Source organism: Hamadaea flava (assembly GCF_024172085.1).
Lineage (GTDB): Bacteria > Actinomycetota > Actinomycetes > Mycobacteriales > Micromonosporaceae > Hamadaea > Hamadaea flava.
The window spans coordinates 2,938,708-2,956,851 of the sequence record NZ_JAMZDZ010000001.1 but is presented as its reverse complement, the minus strand read 5'-3'; the positions used below and the strand labels follow the sequence as shown (position 1 = coordinate 2,956,851).

The window sequence follows — 18,144 nt, the reverse complement described above, 5'->3', positions numbered from 1 at the left end:
ACGAGCCGGGGACCCTGGACCAGCCCGCGAAGGCGTTGCGTACCAGGCGGCCCGAGCGGTGATCGCCTTCGGCGGGATCCAGGACTGCACCGCCCAGTTCCCCGACGTGCCCGAGGCCGACCTGCGGGCGGCGGCCGCCGCCGGCGCCTGCGCTGCGCTGGGCGTACAGGTCCTTGGGCAGGCGTGATTTATGCAGCGAGTTGAACGAATGCTCCGATGATCGCCCCGTACGCGACGTGCGCGATCAGCATCACGACCGGTGTGCTCAGCCCGTAGTTGAGCATGAGGAATCCGGGGGTCTCCAGTTGCGCTGCCTTGGGTGCGCTGGTGTACGGCGTACCCATGCGGGGGTGGACCAGCGGCAGCAGCACGGTCACGATCGCGGTCGCGGCGAACAGCCCGTGCAGGAGACCGAACAGCGCGCCCAGCCACCAGCTGGCGTACCCGATGGCGGCGAACACCGCGACGTAGAGGAGTGCGAAGACCAGACCGTTGACGAAGTGGATCAGGTAGCCGATCGCCTTCGCCAGCGATCGGTCGTCGGTGAAGATCGTGCCGAGGAGGAACGGCAGGTCGGTCCGGGTGAGTTTGAGTTCGTTGGCCATTCGCATCGCGGTCGTCAGCAGCACCGTGCCGACGAACCCACCGGCCAGCGCCGCCCAGACGTTCATCCCGCGTCTCCGTGCATCGCGTCGGCGATCGCGCCGGCCGCGCTGATCAGGGCCAGATGGGACAGACCTTGCGGCAGGTTGCCGAGGAACGCGCCCGTGCCGGGATCGATCTCCTCGCTGTAGAGGCCGACGTCGTTGGCCAGTCCGACCAGTTCGTCCATCAGCGGCACCGCCTCGTCGGGCCGTCCGAACCGGGCCAGCGCCTCGGCGAGCCAGAACGAGCAGGCGAGGAAGGCGCCCTCGCCACCGCGTACGCCGTCCTCGGACAGGTATCGGTAGACGTAGGGGCCGTGCCGTAGTTCCCGCTGAACGGCGTGCACGGTGCCGGCCAGCCGGCTCGGTTCGGCGGGCCGGAATCCGTTGAGCAGCCCGAGCAGCACTCCGGCGTCCAGGTCGGCGCTCCCCGCCGATCGGACGTAGCTGCCGCGGCGCGTGTCGAAGCACTCGCTGTCGATGAACTGCGCCACCGCCGCCCGTTCGGCCAGCCACTTTTCCAGGCGACGGTTCGGGATCAGACCCGCCAGCGCGAGTTCGACGGCGGCGTCCAGCGCGACCCAGCACATCATCTTGGATTGGGTGAAGTGCTGCGGTGCGCTGCGAACCTCCCAGATGCCCGCGTCGGGCTGCCGCCAGACTTGGCAGACCAGGTCGGCGATCTGCGCCAGCCGACGGCCGATGTCCGCGTCGAGCCGGCCGATGCGGGTGGCGTACCGGCGGGCGGTTTGCAGCAGTTCCCCATAGGTGTCCAGTTGCAGCTGCCCGGCGGCGGCGTTGCCGACGCGTACCGGGCGGGACCGGCGGTAGCCGGACAACGGCAGCGTCCGTTCGCCGGCGTGCGGCCCGCCGTCCAGCCGGTACAACACGCGCAGCCGTGGATGCGTCAGCTGCGAGGCGTGCATGAGCCACCAGAAGTAGGCGATCGCCTCGTCGGGGCAGTCGAGCTGGAGGAAGGCGTTCAGGGTGAACACGGAGTCGCGGATCCAGGAGAAGCGGTAGTCCCAGTTGCGTTCCCCGCCGATCAGTTCGGGCAGCGAACAGGTGGCGGCTGCGGCGACGGCCGCCGAGGGCGCGAAGACGAGCAGCTTCAACGCCAGCGCGCTGCGCAGGACCGCGTCGCGCCACGGGCCGTCGTAGGGGCGCTGCCCGGCCCACTCGCGCCACACCTGCTCCGTGCGTACCAGCCGGTCTTCGCATTCCCCGCGAGTGGGCAGCACGAGCGGCTCCAGGTCCGCGTAGCTCAGCGCGATCATCGCGCCTGGTCCTGGCGTCAGATCCGCGCGGCCGTGGATGGTCCCGTCCGTGTGGCGCGGCGTTCCCGCGCCCCAGGCCGAGACGGCGAGTGCCTGTCCGTGATGGCTCGCGATCAAGGCATTTGCCCGAGCGTGTACGCGTGGAGCAGCCGACGCGTAGCTGAAACGTGGTTCGACCGTCCACTCGATCGGCACCGTGCCCGCGACGCAGGTGATCTGCCGGACCAGCTCGCGGGCCGGCCCCAGCGGATGGTCGTCCTGCAGGGTGAGCGCGTCGGTGACGACGACGGTGCCCGACTCGGTGGTGAAGGTGGTCTCCAGCACGTTGGTGCCGGGTCGATAGTTCCGGCCGACGCTGAACGACGTCTCCGGTCGGAGCTGGAAGCTCCCGCCGCGCTCGGCGTCCAGGATCGCCCCGAAGACGCTCGGCGAATCCAGGTCGGGCCAGCTCAGCCAGTCCACCGCGCCGTCCGGAGCGATCAGCGCAGCAGTACGCCCATCGCCCACCACGGCGTAGTCCCGCAGCGCCGCGTAGCCGTCTATGCGCCCGGAGTCGGCCGCCATCACCGGCCACTACCCAGGTAGCGAGCCCTTCAGTCGGGCCCGCCGGTGGCGGAAGAATCGGACATCTCGCCCAGCTGGTCGCAGCCGCCTACTCTGCGGGGGTGAGCTACGTGCGGTGGAGCAGTCCCGGCCGGCCCCATGACTACGACTCGGCGGTCTACATCTACGACACCGACGACGGCGTCGTGTGCTTCTCCTGCGTCCGGTATCCGGCTGACGAGGCCGGCGACTACCCCAGCCATGTCGAGGCGACACCCGGCCGGATGATCGAGCACGTCCGAGCGCACATCGCCGCCGGCGACGCGGTGCCCGACTTCGTCATCCCCGGCCTGGCCGACGCCGAACGCCGGTGGTCGACGCCGAGCTGACGCGCAGCCGCCGGGGTCGCGCTCCGCCTAGCTCCAGTCACGATGGACAGGCGACGTTATCCTTGCCTCGCATGCTGATCATCGAGATTCAGGGGAGTTGATGGCCGTCCCGCTGCCGAACCTGACGCCGCTGGCCGCGCACGATCCCCGGTCGGCCGGACCGTACCGGTTGCTGGGCCGGCTGGGGCAGGGTGGGCAGGGGATCGTCTACCTGGGTCTGGACGGCGGAGACCGGCACGTCGCGGTCAAGATGCTCAGCATCGACCTGGAGCAGGATCCGAGGGCCAAGGCGCGGTTCGCCAAGGAGATCGCCGCCGCGACCCGGGTAGCCGCGTTCTGCACCGCCCAGGTCCTGCTGGCCGATCTGGACGCCGAGCAGCCGTATGTGGCCAGCGAGTTCATCGCGGGCCCGACGTTGCACCGCCAGGTGCGCGACCACGGCCCGGTCACCGGCAACGCGCTCTATCGGCTCGCCGTCGGCACCGCGACCGCCCTCGCGGCGATCCACCAGGCGGGGATCGTCCACTGTGACTTGAAGCCCGACAACGTCATCCTGGGCGAGGACGGTCCGCGCGTCATCGACTTCGGCATCGCGCGGGCGCTGAACACGCACACGCTGACCGGCAACGTCATGGGCACGGTGCCGTACATGGCGCCGGAGCGCTTCCACAACGCCGACGTCGGCCCGCGGTGCGACGTCTTCGGCTGGGCGGCGACCATCGCGTTCGCGGCGTCGGGGCGCGGTCCGTTCGGCCACGACTCACTGGCCACCGTGATGGCCCGCGTCCTGCACGAGCCGCCGGACCTGGCGAACCTGTCCGGTCCGCTGCTGGACCTGGTGGAAGAGGCGCTGGCCAAGGACCAGTACGCCCGCCCGACCTCGGAGCAGTTGCTGCTGCGGCTGCTGGGCCGCGCCGACGCACCGGCCGTGGTCGAGGAGCCGCTGGGCACCGTCCTCAAGGCAGGCAGTGTCGCGGCGACCGCCGTGCTCCCAGCCTCACCTCCGGGCGCTTCCATTGCGGCGTCGACCGTTTCTTCGGAGCCGGGCGGTCCCGTTGCGGCGTCGTCCGGGGCCATGGGGCTGGGCGCTTCCGTTGCGGCGTCGTCCAGGAGTGTGGGGCTGGGCGCTTCCGTTGCGGGGGCTTCCGGGGGGATGGGGCCGGGCGCGCCCCTTGCGGCGACACGGCCGCAGCCGAGCGTGCTGCCGGTGCCGACGACGGCCGCGGTGCCGGTGCCCTCGCCCACCCAGGTGGCCGTCGCGCCGGTCGGCGGGTTTCGGCGCCTGCTGCGGCAGCTGGGCGACCCGATCGGGATCTCGGCGGCGATCGTCCTCGGCGCGGTCGGCTTCGCGGCGATCTACATCGCTTCGGCGGACGCCGCGCGCTCCGCGACCACCGGTGCGATCGCCGCTGGAGTCGGCTACTTCGTGCGGCTGGCCGTCGCACTAGCCATGGACCGCGACACCGGGCGGGACTGACACCCGCGCCCCCGCGATACTCAGCCCCGAGACGCTCAGCCCCGAGACGCTCAGCCCCGAGACAGTCAGCCCGCGACAGAGGAGGAACGCATGGCATCCGGCCGCAGATGGCTCCCGGTGACCGTCGCCGTGGTGGTCGGGCTCGCGGTGATCGCGGGTTCCTACCTGTACGTACGGCTCGACACCGATCGCAGCGACTGCGTGGCGCTCGGCATGGTCTCCTCCACCGAGAAGAACGATCTGGTCGCGGAGCTGGCCGGGCGGTACAACAAAAGCGGGCGGCGCTTCGGCGGGCAGTGCGCGAACGTCACGGTGGCCGGGCTGAACTCCGGTCAGGCGATGGAGGCGCTGGCCGGGGACTGGGCCACCGTTGCGGGCGGCATCCCGAAGCCTCAGGTGTGGTTGCCGACGTCGAGCCTGTGGACCGGTCAGCTGCAACTGCGCGACCGGGCGGCCAAGCGGCCGGAGCAGACTCCGGGGGAGTACCCGTCGATCGCCAACAGCCCGCTGGTCATCGCGATGCCCGCGACGAAGGCTCGGGTGCTGCAACAGCGGGGCGAGCTGGGTTGGGGCGACATCCTCGGTTTGTCCGGCGACGAGGGCTGGGCGGCCTTCGGCAAGCCCGAATGGAAGCGGTTCACCTTCGGCAAGGACAACCCCCGGCTGTCCACCTCGGGCCTGGCCGCCACCATCGCGACCTACTACGCGGCGACCGGAACCTCCAGCGATCTGATCGACGCCGACGTACGCGCACCGCAGGTGACCCAGTTCGTCCGCCGGATCGAGGCGAACGTGTCGCACTACAGCGACGACGTCGTGGACCTGCTGAAGTCGCTGGCCGCCGCCGATCTGTCCCCAGTGGACGAGGGAGAGTCGGATCTGAGCGCGGTCGTGACGCAGGAGGAACTCGTCTATCTGTACAACGAGGGCCAGCTCAGCCCGCGTACGGCGGACAAGCCGGGGGAGAAGCCGCACGAGCCGTTGGTGGCGCTGTATCCCAAGGAAGGCACGTTCAACCTCGATCACCCGTACGTCGTGCTGCCGGGCGCTTCGACCGCGCAGCAGAAGGCGGCGGCCGACTTCCTGGCGTTCCTGCAGGAATCGCCGCAGCAGCGGGCGTTCGCCGGGCTGGGTTTCCGCGATCACCAGCAGGTCGCCTCGGCGGAGCTGACGAAGGTGGTCGGCGGCCACGAGACGGACAAGCGCCCGTACTTCAAGCCGCCGTCGCCGACCGTGGTCCAGGGCATCCTGGACAGCTGGTCGACGCTGCGCAAGAAGGCGAACATTCTGATGACCATCGACGTCTCGGGCTCGATGACGAACCAGGTCAGGTCCAAGACACGACTGGAGATGGCGACGGAGGCGGCGAAGAAGGGCCTGGCCCTGCTGAACTCGGCCGATCAGGTCGGGCTGTGGTCGTTCTCCTCGGAGAAGCAGGGTTCGAGCGCGGCGCCCTATCAGCAGCAGGTGCCGCTGTCCCGGCTGGACCTCGGGCATTTCTCCGACCGGCTGAGTGGGCTGCGTCCCGGTGGCGCGACCGCGCTCTACACGACCATCCGCGCCGCCCACTCCTACATGCTCGACCATTACGACCGTACGCGGATCAACGCGGTCGTGGTGCTGACCGACGGCGAGAACGAGTACGCCAGGGACAACAAGCTGGCGAACCTGCTCAAGGACGTCGCGCTGGACCCCGACCGCCCGGTGAAGATCTTCTGCATCGCCTTCGACAAGGGATCGGACCTGGCGACCTTGGAGGCGATCGCCAAGGCCGCCTCGGGCAAGGCGTTCGACGCACGGGACCCGCAGCTGATCGACGACGCGTTCGTCAAGCTGCTCAGCAGTTTCTGACGACGGCTCCCGACGCTGCTCAGCCGAGGGCGAACCAGGGTGTGCTGCTCTCGGCGACGACCCGGTCGTCGACCAGGATCCAGGCGGCGGCGCGGAGCCGTCCCTGGCTGAGCAGGATGTCGCACCAGTGATAGTCGAAGCAGTACGCCTCGCGTACTGCGGTGCGCCGGTCGTCGGACTCGCGGACGACGGCCACCTCGATGACGACCTGTCGTTGGCCGGCGAGGTGGTCCAGTGATCCATAGCCCTCGAACCGGGCCCAGGCGGCGCCCTGGCGCGCCGAGTACCGCAGTTCGACCTGACCCAGGTTGAGCCGTCGCTCGTGCCAGGCGATCTTGCGGGCGATCGCGGTCGTGGCGTCCGCACCGCAGCCGGCGGCCTCCGGTTCGGACCCGTCCGCGACCTCCTGCTCAGGCAGTGCCGAGAGCAGGATCGGCGTGTTCGCGGCCCGCTGGCGCATCTTCTCCCAGCGCGCCTGCCACAGCCCGGGGTCACCACCGCAGGCCCGCACGATGGCCAGCACGACCGGCAGGCTCGGTGGTTTCTTGCCCGCAGTCGCCTCGGCCAGCGTCGTCCGCGAATAGTGCGTACGCGCGGCGAGGTCGCGGTAGGTCAGCGAACCTTGTGCCGCCTTGAGGGTACGCAGCTCGGCAGCGAACGCCGCGACCTCGTCGACGATCTCGATCGGCTTCTCCGGACGGCCCACAGTCCATATTGTCATGTACGCGTACCCGGGTTGTCCGGTAGTTGTCCGGTGCCCGCTCGAAACCGTTCCGCCAGCGGGAACCCGCTCGTAGCGTGCTGCACGTGACCTTGACCGATCCGCGACCGGCCCGTCCGGCCACTGTGTCCGCCGCCCTCGTCCTCGCGCTCATCGCGGCCACCCTCGACGTGCTGACCGTCGTCCTCGGCTGGCTGACCCTCCAAGGGCAGCTCGACGCGATCGACGAGCTGATCGGCAGCCGTACGCGCGGCGGGTCCGACAGCGACGTCGACGCGATGACCTCGGGTTACGTGATCGGCGTAGCCTTCAGCTCGCTCGTGCTGTTCGCCTTCGCCGCCAGCTATCTGATCAACGGCATGCTGGCGGGTGCGGGCAAGCAGCCCGCCCGGGTCCTGCTCTGGGTGACCGCCGGTCTGGATCTGTGCTACTTCGGCTGCTCCACCGTCTCGTCAGGGATGCCGACCAACGCGGAGTTGTCCAGCGGCGGCACGATCACCGGGACCGAGGTCGCCGACGCGATCGCGCAAGCGCAGCCGGCCTGGATCCAGCTGCTGCAGATTCCAGCGACCGTGCTGTGGGCCGTCAGCTTGCTGATTCTCGTCGCGGTGCTCGCCGCGCCGAGTAGTAACCGGTACTTCCGCCCGGCCCCGGCCGCTCCGGCGTACCCGCCTCCGGTTGCGTGAGTGGCCGCGGAGCTGTCTCCGCGGCCACCCGATGCGATCCAGTGATCACATAGGACAGCTTCAGCAGCGCGGATCCCGAGCGCCCGCAATGTCATGCGCTCACTCTTTGCCACGGGGTTGTCCATTTGCGGACCGTAGGGGTTGACCTCGTCGAGGGTGACGTTGACGTGGTTGTAGTTCATCTGCCCGTTGTTCAGCTCCGGCGCGTAGGTGACTGTGCCGCCCGCGGCTCGGATCGCACCGGCCGTGGTGACGCGCATCTTGCCCCATCTGAGTGCGGCGGCGGCTTCCTCGATCGCGATCTGGGGCGGCGGCGACCGCCTCCTGAGCTGCTGCGGCCGCCCGGTCCGCTTCATTTCGGCTTCGCGGCTGCTTCAGCCGAGGCCTGACGGTGACGACGCCCGATGGCGGCCGCCGGGTCGGTGATCATCGGCCGGTGTGCTGATCGCCCGCAGGCCGCGACGCGGTCTACGCTGGGAGTGTGGAAGAGGCCGGACGCCGTAACGACATCGATGGCCGCGAGCTGACCCTGGCTGGGGCGGAGAAGTTGCTCGCTCAGCGTGAGGAGTTGGCGCGGCAGCGAGACGCTCGGTCCGACGAACGGGATCGGGAGGCCGACCGGCGCGATGCACATGCCGATCAACGCGAGGTTGATCTGGAGGCGCGCTCGTCTCGTGCCGACGAGCGAGACGATGAGGCCGATGATCGGGATGAACTTGCTGCGTTGCGCGAGCGGGACCTGGCTGTCCGGGAGTCGGCGGCCCATCGGCGAGAAGGCGGTCAGGCCGCACGCGAGCGGCAGGCCGATGACCGCGACGAAGCGATGAACCGCCGTGAGGCCGCGATAGCGGCGCGGGAGTCGGCGGCGGATCAGAAAGAGATCGACGCTGAACTCGCGCAGTGGGATGACCTGGGCTGACTTTGCCCAGGTCATCGGTCCTACGGGCGTAGAGCCAGTTTGCCGACGGTCGTTCGGGCCTGGAGTTCGGCAAGCGCTTTGGGGCCGTCGGCCAGGTCGAACATCGTCGGCTGCGTGGGTCGCAGGACCCCGGTGGCGATCAGCGCGAACAGTTCGCCCATGACCTCGCCGAAGACGTGCGGCGCGGTTTGGATGAGGATGCCGAGGTTGAAGCCGATCACGTGGACCTGGTGCCGGTAGATCAGATCCCAGTTGCTCAGCGTCGCGTCGCCGCCCGCGCTGCCGATGACCACGACGCGGCCGGTGACTCGTTTCGCCGACGCCAGACTGGCCTCGAAGGTGGTGCCACCGGCCGATTCGAGCACCAGGTCGACGCCCGCCCCATCGGTCAGCCCTAGCACGTGGGCGGCGAGGTCTTGGCTGCGCGAGTTCACGACGTGGTCCGCGTTATCGAGCAGGTGGTGCTTGTCCGGCGACGCGGCGGCGATCACCGTGGCGCCGTAGTGTTTGGCCATGATCATCGCCGCTTGTCCGGTGGCTCCGGCTGCGGCATGGATCAGCACCGTCTGCCCGGCAGCGAGCCCGCCCAGTGGCCGCAGCGCGGCCATGGCGGTCGGGTAATTCACGGTCAGCCCCAACGCATGCTCGTCCGGCCAACCTTCCGGCACCGGCAGCACGGCCCCGGCTGGTAGGGACATGTACTCGGCGAAGGCGCCGAGTCCGAAGACATTCGTCCCTACCACATGGGTGCCTGGGGTCAGCCCGATCACCGCGCTGCCGACCGCGACGACCTGGCCGGCAGCCTCGAAACCGGCCAGGTACGGCGGCTGCGGGCCGTTGGCGAAGGCGCCGTACGCCTGAGACAGATCGGCGAAGTTGATCCCGGCGGCGGTCACGCGGATCAGCACCTCGCCCGGTCCCGGCTCCGGCTTGGTGGCATCGGTGATGAGTCGCAAGTCCTGGGGACCGCGGAGCGAGGTCTGCTGGAGGGCGCGCATACGAGACTCCTTCGATTATTTTTCGAACGACCAAAAAATATTGGCAGCGCTCACCGCGCCGAGTCAAGGTATTCTGGATCGAACGACAAATATCTAGGGGTTCAGGCATGGCTTCTCGTGGCAGACCGCGCGGATTCGACGCGGACGTGGCCCTGCGCCAAGCGCTGGAGGTGTTCTGGGAACGCGGTTACGAGGGGACCTCGTTGAGCGACCTGGCCGGGGCGATGGGGATCGCCTCAGCCAGCATCTACGCCTGCTTCGGCAGCAAGGAGGACCTGTTCCGCCAGGCCGTCGCGCTGTACGGGACGCTGTCCGGCGCCGCGCCCCGGCGGGCGCTGCGTGACCAACCGTCCGCGCGGGTCGCCATCGAGGCGATGCTGCGCGCCACCGCCGACGAGATCACCCGCCCGGACGCTCCGCGTGGCTGCCTGCTCGTGCTCGCCGCGCCCACCGGGGCGGTGGAGAATCACCGGGTACGCGATTTTCTGGCCGAACGGCGGCACAGCCAGTTCGAGGCCATCCGCGAATGCCTGGCCGCCGACGCGGAAACCCCGGCCGCCGATGTGGACGCGATCGCCCGGTTCTACACGACCGTGGTGCACGGCCTGTCGATCCAGGCCCGCGACGGCGCCACCCGGGCCGAATTGGAGACGGTCATCGCCTGCGCTATGGCCGGCTGGGAGTCGCTCCGACGCCGTGCAGCAGAACCCGATGGAAGTAGCGGGCGACGTCCAGCGAAGTGAGTGTCCCGCGCGGGTCGTACCACTGGTATGCCCAGTTGCACATGCCGAACAGCGCCATCGAGCTGAGCATCGGATCGCCGGTGACCAAGCCTTCGGTGCGACCGCGCTCGAACAGCCCCCGGACGGAGTCGAAGTACGCGTCGCGCGCCGCCAGGGCTTCCCGCCGGGAGGCGTCCGGCAGTTCGCGATGATGCTCGAAGAAGACCCGGACATAACCGCGGTGCGTACGCATCAGGTCGCAGATGTCCACCATGACGTCGAGCAGCAGATCGGAGACGTCGCGGTCGTCCCGCTCCAGCCGCTGTCGCTGCCGGCCGAGCAGGATGGAGATGAACTCCTCGTGGATCGCGAGGAGGATGCTGTCCTTGCTCGGGAAGTAGTGGTACAGCGTCGGCTTGGCGAGCCCCACCGCCCGGGCGATGTCGTCCATCGAGGTCAGGTGATAGCCGACGTCGTCGAACAGCTCGGAGGCCCTCAGGACGATCTCGGTACGCCGGTCGTCCGCGGTGCGCGGCCGACGCGTACGCGACGCGGGGCGAGCCGGTCGTGAAACGGTCATGTGATCTCCTCGAACTGGGCTCCGACGTGCCATGGTAGGCCGCGCCGTCGGGCGGCGAATCAGGTCTCGTCACGAGCCCAACGCGGCGACACCCTGTCCGTCGGCGACGCGCAGGCCCAGCTCGACGAGCGCGGCGGACGCCTCTGCCATGCCGGCCGCGTCCGATCCCAGGTGCTGGCCCTGGAGATGGCGGAAGTAGATCGACTCCATGATGACCGCGAGCTTGAGACAGGTCAGCGCCAGGCATACGTCGAGGTGGTCGCCGTCGACCGGACGGAGAGCGGTGTACGCGCCCAGCACGGCGGCGCGATCGCCGAACCCCGGCCGGTCGGTCACCCCGAGCGCCACCGGTACGCGTCGTCGCAAGGTGTCGCCGGGCTCGGTCCAGTAGACGAGCAGGAGCGCGAGGTCGCACACCGGATCGCCGCGGGTGGCCATCTCCCAGTCCAGCACTGCGCGTACGCGGGCGGTGTCGGGCGCGAGGATGAGGTTGTCGAGGCGGTAGTCGCCGTGCACGAGTGTGGCCGGCCGGTCGGCGTACGCGTCGGTGCGGTCGGCCAGCCAGCGGGCGAGCCGGTCGAATCCGGGCAGGTCTCGTACCTTGGTCCGCTCCCATTGGGCGGTCCACAGCGCGGCCTGGCGGCTGAGGTAGCCGGCCGGTTGCCCGAAGGTCTCCAGGCCGGTGCCGGTGAGGTCGGCATCGTGCAGCGTGGCCAGCGTCCGGACGAGGACTTCGGAGATCGCCGCGGCACGCTCGGCGGAAAGGCCGGCGCAGTCCGCCGCCGACGACAACACGACGCCCTCGACGTGCTCCATGACGAGGAAGGGCGCACCGATGACGGACGCGTCCTCGCAGAGCAGATACGGCCGGGCGCTCGGCACCGCGGTACGGTCGAGGCCACACAGGACGCGATACTCGCGGGCCATGTCGTGTGCCTTGGGCATCACATGGCCGAGCGGCGGCCGGCGCAGCACCCAGGACCGGGTGCCTTGGTCGATGCGGTAAGTGAGATTACTGCGGCCGCCCGCGAGCGACTGGGCCTGCCATGGTGCCGCCGAATCCACGTCAGACAGATGTTCGCCCAGGTACGCCGCCAGCCGATCGAAGGGCAGACCTGGCAGGTCTGCCTCGTCAGTCATGCGACCGCTTACCGGGTCGGGCCGCCTCGTATCGCCGGACCGCACGACGGGCCACCGCCCAGCGGTGCGCCTCGGACGCGCCGTCGTAGATGCGGAATGGGCGTACCTCGGCCAGGAACCGCGCCAGCGGCAGGTCGTGGGAGACCCCCTGCGCGCCGCACAATTGGACGGAGCGGTCGACGACGCGGCCGACGGCCTCCGAGACGAACGTCTTGGCGATCGAGGTCTCCTGGTTCGCCCGGCTGCCCTGGTCGAGCGCCACGGCGGCGGTGCGGATCAGCGCCCGGGACGCCGCGAGGTCGATCTCGTTGTCGGCGATGAGGTGCTGTGCGAGGCCGAGATCGGCGAGCCGGCTGCCGAACAGTTCCCGGTCGACGACGTAGCCGAGCATGATCTCGTGCGCGCGGCGGGCGACGCCGAGCCAGCGCATGCAGTGCGTCAGGCGAGCGGGTCCGAGCCGGACCTGGGCGTTGGCGAAGCCGCGATCGACCTCGCCCAGCACCGCCGACGACCGAACGCGACACCGCTCCAGCGTCACTTCGCAATGCCCGCCGGTGAACCCGGCGTCGATGGTCGGGATGTGCCGGCCGACCGTCAGACCGGGGTTGCCGGCGTCGACGAGGAACATCGTCGCGGCGTCCGCGCCGGTGCGTGCCATCACGATGAAGAAGCCCGCTCCGTCGGCGCCAGTGATGAACCACTTCTGGCCGTCGATCACCCAGTCGTCGCCGTCACGTACGGCGGACGTGGCGAGCGCGGTGGGATCCGACCCGGCACCGGGGGCGGGTTCGGTCATGGCGAACGCCGAACGGACGTCGCCGGCGGCCAGCGGCCGAAGGTACTGCTCGCGTTGTGCGGGTGTGGCGACGTGTTCCAGCAGCGTCATGTTGCCCTCGTCGGGGGCGGCGCAGTTCAGCACGAGCGGGCCGGGCAGACTCCGTCCGGCCTCCTCCAGCACGTCGGTCTGGCCGAGCATCGACAGGCCCAGGCCGCCGTACTCGGTGGGGGCCGACGGGGCGAACACGCCCGCTTCGCGAGCCGCTCGGCGAAGTTTCACCAGTATTTGGGGATCGGTCTCGACGGCGTGTTCGACCGGGATCACCCGATGGTCGATGAACTCGCGGACCCGCGCGGAGAGGCTCTGCGTACCGTTCGCGTTCACCTCGGGGCCTCCTGGTCGCTCCGGTCTTCGCGCGTGCCGTCGACCGATCAGTTCTTCAAGGTACGCGACCGACCGCGCGGTTGGCTAGATGCCCGCATGATCGGCGCATGTCTGTCCACTTGCGATGGACTGCTGAGCAGTGTGTTCGCTCTCATCTGGAAACCTCGACTTTGTCGAGGAGGTTCATCGGCTGGTACCGACCGACCGGACAGTCGGGAACCGGGCGGGCCTTGTGGTCACCGAGCCGGTGTGCTGTCATGCGATGCGCGCGTGCAAACACATCGATGCTCGCCTCGGCGGGCCGATCGCAGGAGGAGCGAAGCGTGGAGCCACTCGGCGGGCGCGATGTCGTGCCCGGCCCACCCCGGTGACCACGGCCATGGTGGAAGCCGTCGCCCGGCGACGATTCCGTGGGTACGTGCTGGCCGCCCCGATCCTCGTCACCGCAGCCGACCTGGCGGCGACGCCCACAGCTACCACCGAGGACCTGCTCGGCCTCAACGACATCAGGACCGCGGTGGCGCTGCCGGCGTCCCGGCTGATCTCGATCGAGGTCCACCCGGACGGGACGGTGACGCTCGTGGTTCCGCGAGCCACCTCGAGGGAGGCGCTCGCAACGTCGGTCACGCTGATCACGCAGGAGCTGTCCGTGCCGCGGGAGCGGGTCGACGTCGCGCTGGGCGATGCGCTGCCCGATGCGGCGTACCACCAGGTGACGACCGTGCGAGTCGCTGTCGCGGTGGCGCGTCGGCGCCTGCTGGAGGCCGCGTCGGCCGCGTTCGGCTCGCCCGTCGCCGACCTGCGGCTCGCCGCTGGAGCGGTCGCCGATCGCGGCGGCCACCGACTCGACCTCGGCGCCCTCGCGGCGAAGGCGGCCAGCACGAGCACCGTCGCCGTGGCGGTGGAACTCGCCGGCTAGGCGGTCACCGGCGGTCCGCCGGGCGGGCCAGCCAGCTCGGGTCGAGGTCGGGCGATGGCGGGGGAGCGCCAAGGTCCGCGGGCTGGTATCCCTCGGGATAGCCGGGATACGTGCGGTTTCGCGGTGCCCGGGTCAGTTTGCTCTTGGTACGCGGTGGGAGCAGCCGAACCGCAGAGGCCCGCGTACGCAAGCTGCCGTTGACCGTCGCGGACACCCAGCGCGGCGCGGCCGGAAAGCCGAACGCGGTACGCAGTTCGACGGGTAGCAGCGCCAACACTCCGAGCCGGGCGGCGCGGCGCAACGGCGCGGGATACCAGGACGCGAACAGGTCCAGGGTGTACGTGCCGACGCGCTCGTTGGTCGGGTCATACCGGAACTTCGTGCGCTCGTACTCGCGCTTGAAGTCCCAGAACGCGTCGAAGTCGTCCGGTACGTCGTGGATGCCCATCCGAGCACCGACCGCGCGGTAGTAGTGGAACGCGGCCAGCCGCTCGTGCTCGTGCAGCGGTCGCCAGCCGAAGCGGCCCAGCCAGTCGATCGGCTCGTAGACGAAGGTGGACAGCACATAGCGCATGTCGTCGTTGGAGATCGCGTACGCGGAGTGGGCCCGGTTGACCGCGCGCAGCGCCTGCTTGCCACGTGGCGAGTCGTACCCGTGCTCGACCATCTCGGCCATCAGCAAGGCGGTGTCGTCGTACCGCTGTTGCGGGCGGAGCCGGAACTCGCCGGTCGCGTCGAGCAGCGCCGAGATGCTCGGTACGCAGTACGTGCGGAACAGCGCGAACTCCAGCGCCCGCTGATAGTCGAACGGGAACTCGAAGCCTGTCGAGATCCGGTAGATCTCGTGATGGTCGTGCAGGGGATCGAGCGCCTCGATGCGACGCAACCATCGGTACCGACCGCCACCAGCCATCGCGACCACCTCGCAAGCAGGGTCGGCAACGACGCCGCTCGTGTCAAGGGCCGTCGGCTGTCTATCCTCTGCCCCAGGATCCGGCGCCGCCGGCTTCGAGTGCCGCTGCGCCAGCGAGACATCAGTGAGACGCCAGCGAGACATCTGCGAGACGCCAGCGAGAGGACGCCGTCATGGACGCGAACAAGGCTCGGGCCCGTTTCGCCGAACTGCGCCGACAGGACGGCCGGGTCTCGGCCGCCGAACTCGACGAGATCTGGGCCGCGTTGGACACGGTCCGTCCCGAGGAGATCTTCGGCGAGTGGAAGGGCGGCGAGTTCGACACCGGGCACCCGATCAACGGGCAGCTGGACCAGGCACGGTGGTTCGGCAAGACCTTCGTGAGCCGCAAGGACGTCAAGCCGCTGATCTGCCGGGACGACGACGGCGAGTTGTACTCCAACAAGGCGCTGGGCAAGGGCGAGGCCAGCTTGTGGACGGTCGAGTTCCGGGGTGAGTCGACCGCGACGATGGTGTACGACGGCCAGCCGGTCTTCGACCATTTCAAGCGGGTCGACGAGCGTACGCTCATGGGGATCATGAACGGCAAGCACTTCGCCGACGACGGCCCGTTCTTCTACTTCGTGCTCGAGCGGGTCGCCTGAGCCCGGCCGTGCGGAGGAGTCGATCATGCAGATCCGAGCTGCCATCACGGAGAATCCGGGCGGGCCCTTCGTCGTTCAGGCGGTGGACCTGGAAGCGCCCCGGCCCGACGAGGTCCTGGTCCGGATGACCGCCGCGGGTGTGTGCCACACCGACCTCGGTATGCAGGCCGGCTGGCCGCAACGGCGTACCCCGATGGTCTTCGGGCATGAGGGGGCCGGTGTGGTCGAGGCGGTCGGCGAGCAGGTGGCGGGTCTCGCGGTGGGTGACCACGTCTGCCTGACCTTCGACAGCTGTGGCCGGTGTGAGCAGTGCGTGGCCGGCCACCCGGCCTACTGCCACTCTCAGCGGATCTTGAACACCGCCGGGGGCCGGGCCGACGGCAGCACTCCGCTGTCGCGCGACGGCGCGCCCGTGTTCGGCGCGTTCTTCGGCCAGTCGAGCTTCGCGACGTATGCGATCACCCACGCGCGCAACACGGTCCGGGTGCCCGCCGAGTTGCCGCCTGCCGTGGCCGCGCCGTTGGGCTGTGGCGTGCAGACGGGCGCCGGGACGGTGGTCAACCGGCTGCGTCCCGAGCCGGGCAGCTCGCTGATGGTGATCGGGGCCGGCGGGGTGGGGCTCAGTACGCTCCTGGCCGCCGTCGTGGTGGGCTGCGATCCAGTCATCGTCGTCGAGCCGGTCGCATCGCGCCGCGCGCTGGCCACCGAGTTGGGCGCCACGGCCGTCCTGGATCCAACAGCGGACGGCGACTTCGTCTCCACTGTGCTCGATCTGACCCGTGGCGGCGCGCAGTACGTCGTGGACACCACCAGCCGGTCGGACGTGCTCCGGCAGGCCGTCGCCGCCCTGCGGCCGAGGGGTGAACTCGCCCTGCTCGGCATCGGTGCCAAGGTCGAGTTCGACGTGATGAGCCTGCTCACCAAGGGCGTCCGGGTACACGGGGTGATCGAGGGGGATGTGGACCCGGCGCGCTTCATCCCCGAGCTGGTCGGTCTCTACCAGCGCGGCCTGTTCCCCGTGGATCGCCTCGTCACGACGTTCGCCTTCGAGGACATCGCCGCCGCCGTGGCCGGGATGCGCGACGGCACGGCGGTCAAACCCGTGCTGACCTTCGGCTGAGGACGGTTCCGCCCGCGGCGGTCTCAGCTCGAAGTCGATGGATGGCAATCACCTCGAACATGCCCTCTTGCCGGTCGAGTCACCCTCCTCTATGTTAATAGAAAATCACATGACCGGATGACTTGAAACCTGCTCGTATCGTTGCCACAAGCCGGTGCTCAAGGCAACGTCCGGCCGACCGGTAGGTAGGTGCGCGAATGCAAAATCTCAGCAGAAGAAGCATCCTGACCCTCGGTGCCGCGCTGGGTCTGGTAGCTGCGACGGAAGCTCCGAAGGCATGGGCGTGGTCGTCCGCCGACTCGATCGCCGGGACCGACACGGTCACCGACCCGTGGGACGTCTGGGACGACGCCACCGACCCGCTGCTCGCCTCGCTGCTGGACAGCAATCAGATCCCGGGAGTCAACACCGCGTTCCAGTCGTGGGTCAAGAACGGCGACCCGTTGCCCAGCGGCCTGCCCGCCCAGCTCACCAGCTACCTCACGACCTACAACAAGCTGCCGTCGTGGGCGGACCAGGCCAAGCTGGACCTCGCCGCCCAGTTCAACAAGCGCATGAGCATGTACCTGTTCCTGCTGTACGGCCTGGGCAGCGGCATCATGAGCACGGTGATCCCGCGCGAGGCCCGCAACGTCTACTGGTCCGAGGGCGGCGCCGGCATGAAGATGCGGGCGGCCAAGACCTTCACCTACGGCTACGACCTCAGCGCAGTCGACGCCTTCAAGCCCACCGGCCACTTCGTGGTCACCTCCACCAAGACCCGCCTGACCCACGCCGCGGTGCGGCACCTGCTGCCGCAGTCGGCGCAGTGGCGGGCTGTCACGGACAACCCCATCCCGATCAGCAACGGCGACATCCTGATCACCTTCCACAGCCTGGGCACCTACGTGCACCGCAAGCTGCTGGAGTGGCGCAGCTTCGGGCTGAAGATGTCGGCGGCGGAGGAGGCGGCGTACCTGCACATGTGGCAGGTCGCGCTGCACCTGCTGGGCGTGCGGGACGAGTTCATCCCGGCGACCTGGGCCGCCGCGGACGAGCAGTCGCAGTACGTGCTGACGCCGCTGCTCGGCGCGACGCCGGAAGGCATCGACCTGGCCAACATCCTGCTGAACCTGACCTCGTCGGTCGACCTGGGCGTGACCAAAGGATTCCAGCGGGAGTTCTCGCGCTACGTGCTCAGCGACAAGATCGGCAACTGGCTGAAGCTGCCGCGCGATTTCATCTCGCGGGGCGTGATCGAGGTCGGCTGGCCGGCGTACGTGCTGTTCCGTGAAGGGCTGTCGCCGATCATGCCCGAAGGGTTTTCCCTCTTCGACCAGTTCATCCGCGGCCTGGCGATGCTGTTCCTCAACAACGGCACGTCGACGAGCTACACCCCGATCACCATTCCGACGGGGAACCGGCCCGGCGCCTGAGCCGATGCCGGTTCAGGAGTCTGA

Annotated in this window: 19 protein-coding genes; 11 read left to right on the top strand and 8 right to left on the bottom strand. The window is 69.4% G+C overall.

The window, feature by feature from the left end; translation table 11 throughout:
- Positions 1-58 precede the first annotated feature (58 nt).
- Positions 59-187 (top strand): hypothetical protein, encoded by a 129-nt coding sequence (locus HDA40_RS41485; RefSeq protein ID WP_275978242.1) that lies wholly within the window; start codon positions 59-61, stop codon positions 185-187.
- A 1-nt stretch (position 188) separates the two neighbouring features.
- Here the strand turns inward: HDA40_RS41485 and HDA40_RS13795 are convergent, their stop codons facing one another.
- Both HDA40_RS13795 and HDA40_RS13790 read right to left on the bottom strand, forming a co-directional pair.
- Complete coding sequence (locus tag HDA40_RS13795; RefSeq protein WP_253755675.1) at positions 189-671, bottom strand: DUF6789 family protein; 483 nt, start codon at positions 669-671, stop codon at positions 189-191.
- A complete protein-coding gene (locus HDA40_RS13790; protein ID WP_253755673.1) occupies positions 668-2,485 on the bottom strand; it encodes a glycoside hydrolase family 15 protein in 1,818 nt (605 codons plus the stop codon). Before HDA40_RS13790 ends, HDA40_RS13795 begins: the two co-directional genes overlap by 4 nt.
- A 101-nt stretch (positions 2,486-2,586) precedes the next feature.
- Between HDA40_RS13790 and HDA40_RS13785 the strand changes: the two genes are divergently transcribed.
- The 3 genes from HDA40_RS13785 to HDA40_RS13775 all read left to right on the top strand — a co-directional run bounded on the left by HDA40_RS13785 (position 2,587) and on the right by HDA40_RS13775 (position 6,181).
- Positions 2,587-2,853, top strand: a complete 267-nt coding sequence (locus HDA40_RS13785; RefSeq protein ID WP_253755671.1) for a hypothetical protein — start codon at positions 2,587-2,589, stop codon at positions 2,851-2,853.
- A gap of 100 nt (positions 2,854-2,953) precedes the next feature.
- Positions 2,954-4,330 (top strand): serine/threonine-protein kinase, encoded by a 1,377-nt coding sequence (locus HDA40_RS13780; protein WP_253755669.1) that lies wholly within the window; start codon positions 2,954-2,956, stop codon positions 4,328-4,330.
- Positions 4,331-4,420: 90 nt separating this feature from the next.
- Positions 4,421-6,181, top strand: coding sequence for a vWA domain-containing protein (locus HDA40_RS13775; protein WP_253755667.1), 1,761 nt, complete (start codon positions 4,421-4,423; stop codon positions 6,179-6,181).
- Between the two features lie 19 nt (positions 6,182-6,200).
- Here the strand turns inward: HDA40_RS13775 and HDA40_RS13770 are convergent, their stop codons facing one another.
- Positions 6,201-6,887 carry a helix-turn-helix domain-containing protein gene (locus tag HDA40_RS13770; RefSeq protein ID WP_253755666.1) on the bottom strand — a complete coding sequence of 229 codons (687 nt, stop codon included), beginning with the start codon at positions 6,885-6,887 and terminating at the stop codon, positions 6,201-6,203.
- 101 nt (positions 6,888-6,988) lie between these two features.
- Between HDA40_RS13770 and HDA40_RS13765 the strand changes: the two genes are divergently transcribed.
- Together HDA40_RS13765 and HDA40_RS13760 are read left to right on the top strand one after the other, a co-directional pair.
- Entirely contained in the window at positions 6,989-7,588 is a 600-nt protein-coding gene (locus HDA40_RS13765) for a hypothetical protein (RefSeq protein ID WP_253755664.1), read from the top strand.
- Positions 7,589-8,069: 481 nt separating this feature from the next.
- Positions 8,070-8,507, top strand: coding sequence for a hypothetical protein (locus HDA40_RS13760; protein ID WP_253755662.1), 438 nt, complete (start codon positions 8,070-8,072; stop codon positions 8,505-8,507).
- Between the two features lie 20 nt (positions 8,508-8,527).
- Here HDA40_RS13760 and HDA40_RS13755 read toward each other — a convergent pair whose 3' ends face one another.
- A complete protein-coding gene (locus HDA40_RS13755) occupies positions 8,528-9,505 on the bottom strand; it encodes an NADPH:quinone oxidoreductase family protein (protein ID WP_253755660.1) in 978 nt (325 codons plus the stop codon).
- Positions 9,506-9,612: 107 nt separating this feature from the next.
- Here HDA40_RS13755 and HDA40_RS13750 point away from each other — a divergent pair, with 107 nt between their 5' ends.
- The gene (locus HDA40_RS13750; RefSeq protein ID WP_253755658.1) at positions 9,613-10,248 is read left to right on the top strand and encodes a TetR/AcrR family transcriptional regulator; all 636 of its coding nucleotides are present in this window, start codon (positions 9,613-9,615) and stop codon (positions 10,246-10,248) included.
- Here HDA40_RS13750 and HDA40_RS13745 read toward each other — a convergent pair.
- The 3 genes from HDA40_RS13745 to HDA40_RS13735 all read right to left on the bottom strand — a co-directional run bounded on the left by HDA40_RS13745 (position 10,172) and on the right by HDA40_RS13735 (position 13,109).
- Entirely contained in the window at positions 10,172-10,807 is a 636-nt protein-coding gene (locus tag HDA40_RS13745; protein ID WP_253755655.1) for a TetR/AcrR family transcriptional regulator, read from the bottom strand. The two genes, HDA40_RS13750 and HDA40_RS13745, sit on opposite strands and share 77 nt — an antisense overlap.
- Positions 10,808-10,876: 69 nt before the next feature.
- Positions 10,877-11,947, bottom strand: coding sequence for a phosphotransferase family protein (locus HDA40_RS13740; RefSeq protein ID WP_253755653.1), 1,071 nt, complete (start codon positions 11,945-11,947; stop codon positions 10,877-10,879).
- Positions 11,940-13,109, bottom strand: coding sequence for an acyl-CoA dehydrogenase family protein (locus tag HDA40_RS13735; protein WP_253755651.1), 1,170 nt, complete (start codon positions 13,107-13,109; stop codon positions 11,940-11,942). The genes HDA40_RS13740 and HDA40_RS13735 overlap by 8 nt, the downstream gene beginning before the upstream one ends.
- A 379-nt stretch (positions 13,110-13,488) precedes the next feature.
- Between HDA40_RS13735 and HDA40_RS13730 the strand changes: the two genes are divergently transcribed.
- Entirely contained in the window at positions 13,489-14,028 is a 540-nt protein-coding gene (locus HDA40_RS13730) for an isoquinoline 1-oxidoreductase (protein WP_253755649.1), read from the top strand.
- 4 nt (positions 14,029-14,032) lie between these two features.
- Here HDA40_RS13730 and HDA40_RS13725 read toward each other — a convergent pair whose 3' ends face one another.
- Positions 14,033-14,941, bottom strand: a complete 909-nt coding sequence (locus HDA40_RS13725; protein ID WP_253755647.1) for an oxygenase MpaB family protein — start codon at positions 14,939-14,941, stop codon at positions 14,033-14,035.
- A 173-nt stretch (positions 14,942-15,114) separates the two neighbouring features.
- Between HDA40_RS13725 and HDA40_RS13720 the strand changes: the two genes are divergently transcribed.
- The 3 genes from HDA40_RS13720 (at position 15,115) to HDA40_RS13710 (ending at position 18,120) form a co-directional block, all read left to right on the top strand.
- Positions 15,115-15,585, top strand: a complete 471-nt coding sequence (locus HDA40_RS13720) for a DUF4334 domain-containing protein (protein ID WP_253755645.1) — start codon at positions 15,115-15,117, stop codon at positions 15,583-15,585.
- Between the two features lie 25 nt (positions 15,586-15,610).
- Complete coding sequence (locus tag HDA40_RS13715; protein WP_253755643.1) at positions 15,611-16,705, top strand: NAD(P)-dependent alcohol dehydrogenase; 1,095 nt, start codon at positions 15,611-15,613, stop codon at positions 16,703-16,705.
- A 197-nt stretch (positions 16,706-16,902) separates the two neighbouring features.
- Complete coding sequence (locus HDA40_RS13710; RefSeq protein ID WP_253755641.1) at positions 16,903-18,120, top strand: oxygenase MpaB family protein; 1,218 nt, start codon at positions 16,903-16,905, stop codon at positions 18,118-18,120.
- Positions 18,121-18,144 lie beyond the last annotated feature (24 nt).

Coding starts and splice junctions, on each gene's coding strand:
- HDA40_RS13710 (WP_253755641.1), top strand. CDS start 16,903: ATGCAAAATCTCAGCAGAAGAAGCATCCTGACCCTCGGTGCCGCGCTG.
- HDA40_RS13715 (WP_253755643.1), top strand. CDS start 15,611: ATGCAGATCCGAGCTGCCATCACGGAGAATCCGGGCGGGCCCTTCGTC.
- HDA40_RS13740 (WP_253755653.1), bottom strand. CDS start 11,947: ATGACTGACGAGGCAGACCTGCCAGGTCTGCCCTTCGATCGGCTGGCG.
- HDA40_RS13745 (WP_253755655.1), bottom strand. CDS start 10,807: ATGACCGTTTCACGACCGGCTCGCCCCGCGTCGCGTACGCGTCGGCCG.
- HDA40_RS13750 (WP_253755658.1), top strand. CDS start 9,613: ATGGCTTCTCGTGGCAGACCGCGCGGATTCGACGCGGACGTGGCCCTG.
- HDA40_RS13795 (WP_253755675.1), bottom strand. CDS start 671: ATGAACGTCTGGGCGGCGCTGGCCGGTGGGTTCGTCGGCACGGTGCTG.
- HDA40_RS13720 (WP_253755645.1), top strand. CDS start 15,115: ATGGACGCGAACAAGGCTCGGGCCCGTTTCGCCGAACTGCGCCGACAG.
- HDA40_RS13730 (WP_253755649.1), top strand. CDS start 13,489: ATGGTGGAAGCCGTCGCCCGGCGACGATTCCGTGGGTACGTGCTGGCC.
- HDA40_RS13775 (WP_253755667.1), top strand. CDS start 4,421: ATGGCATCCGGCCGCAGATGGCTCCCGGTGACCGTCGCCGTGGTGGTC.
- HDA40_RS13790 (WP_253755673.1), bottom strand. CDS start 2,485: ATGGCGGCCGACTCCGGGCGCATAGACGGCTACGCGGCGCTGCGGGAC.
- HDA40_RS13755 (WP_253755660.1), bottom strand. CDS start 9,505: ATGCGCGCCCTCCAGCAGACCTCGCTCCGCGGTCCCCAGGACTTGCGA.
- HDA40_RS13725 (WP_253755647.1), bottom strand. CDS start 14,941: ATGGCTGGTGGCGGTCGGTACCGATGGTTGCGTCGCATCGAGGCGCTC.
- HDA40_RS13780 (WP_253755669.1), top strand. CDS start 2,954: ATGGCCGTCCCGCTGCCGAACCTGACGCCGCTGGCCGCGCACGATCCC.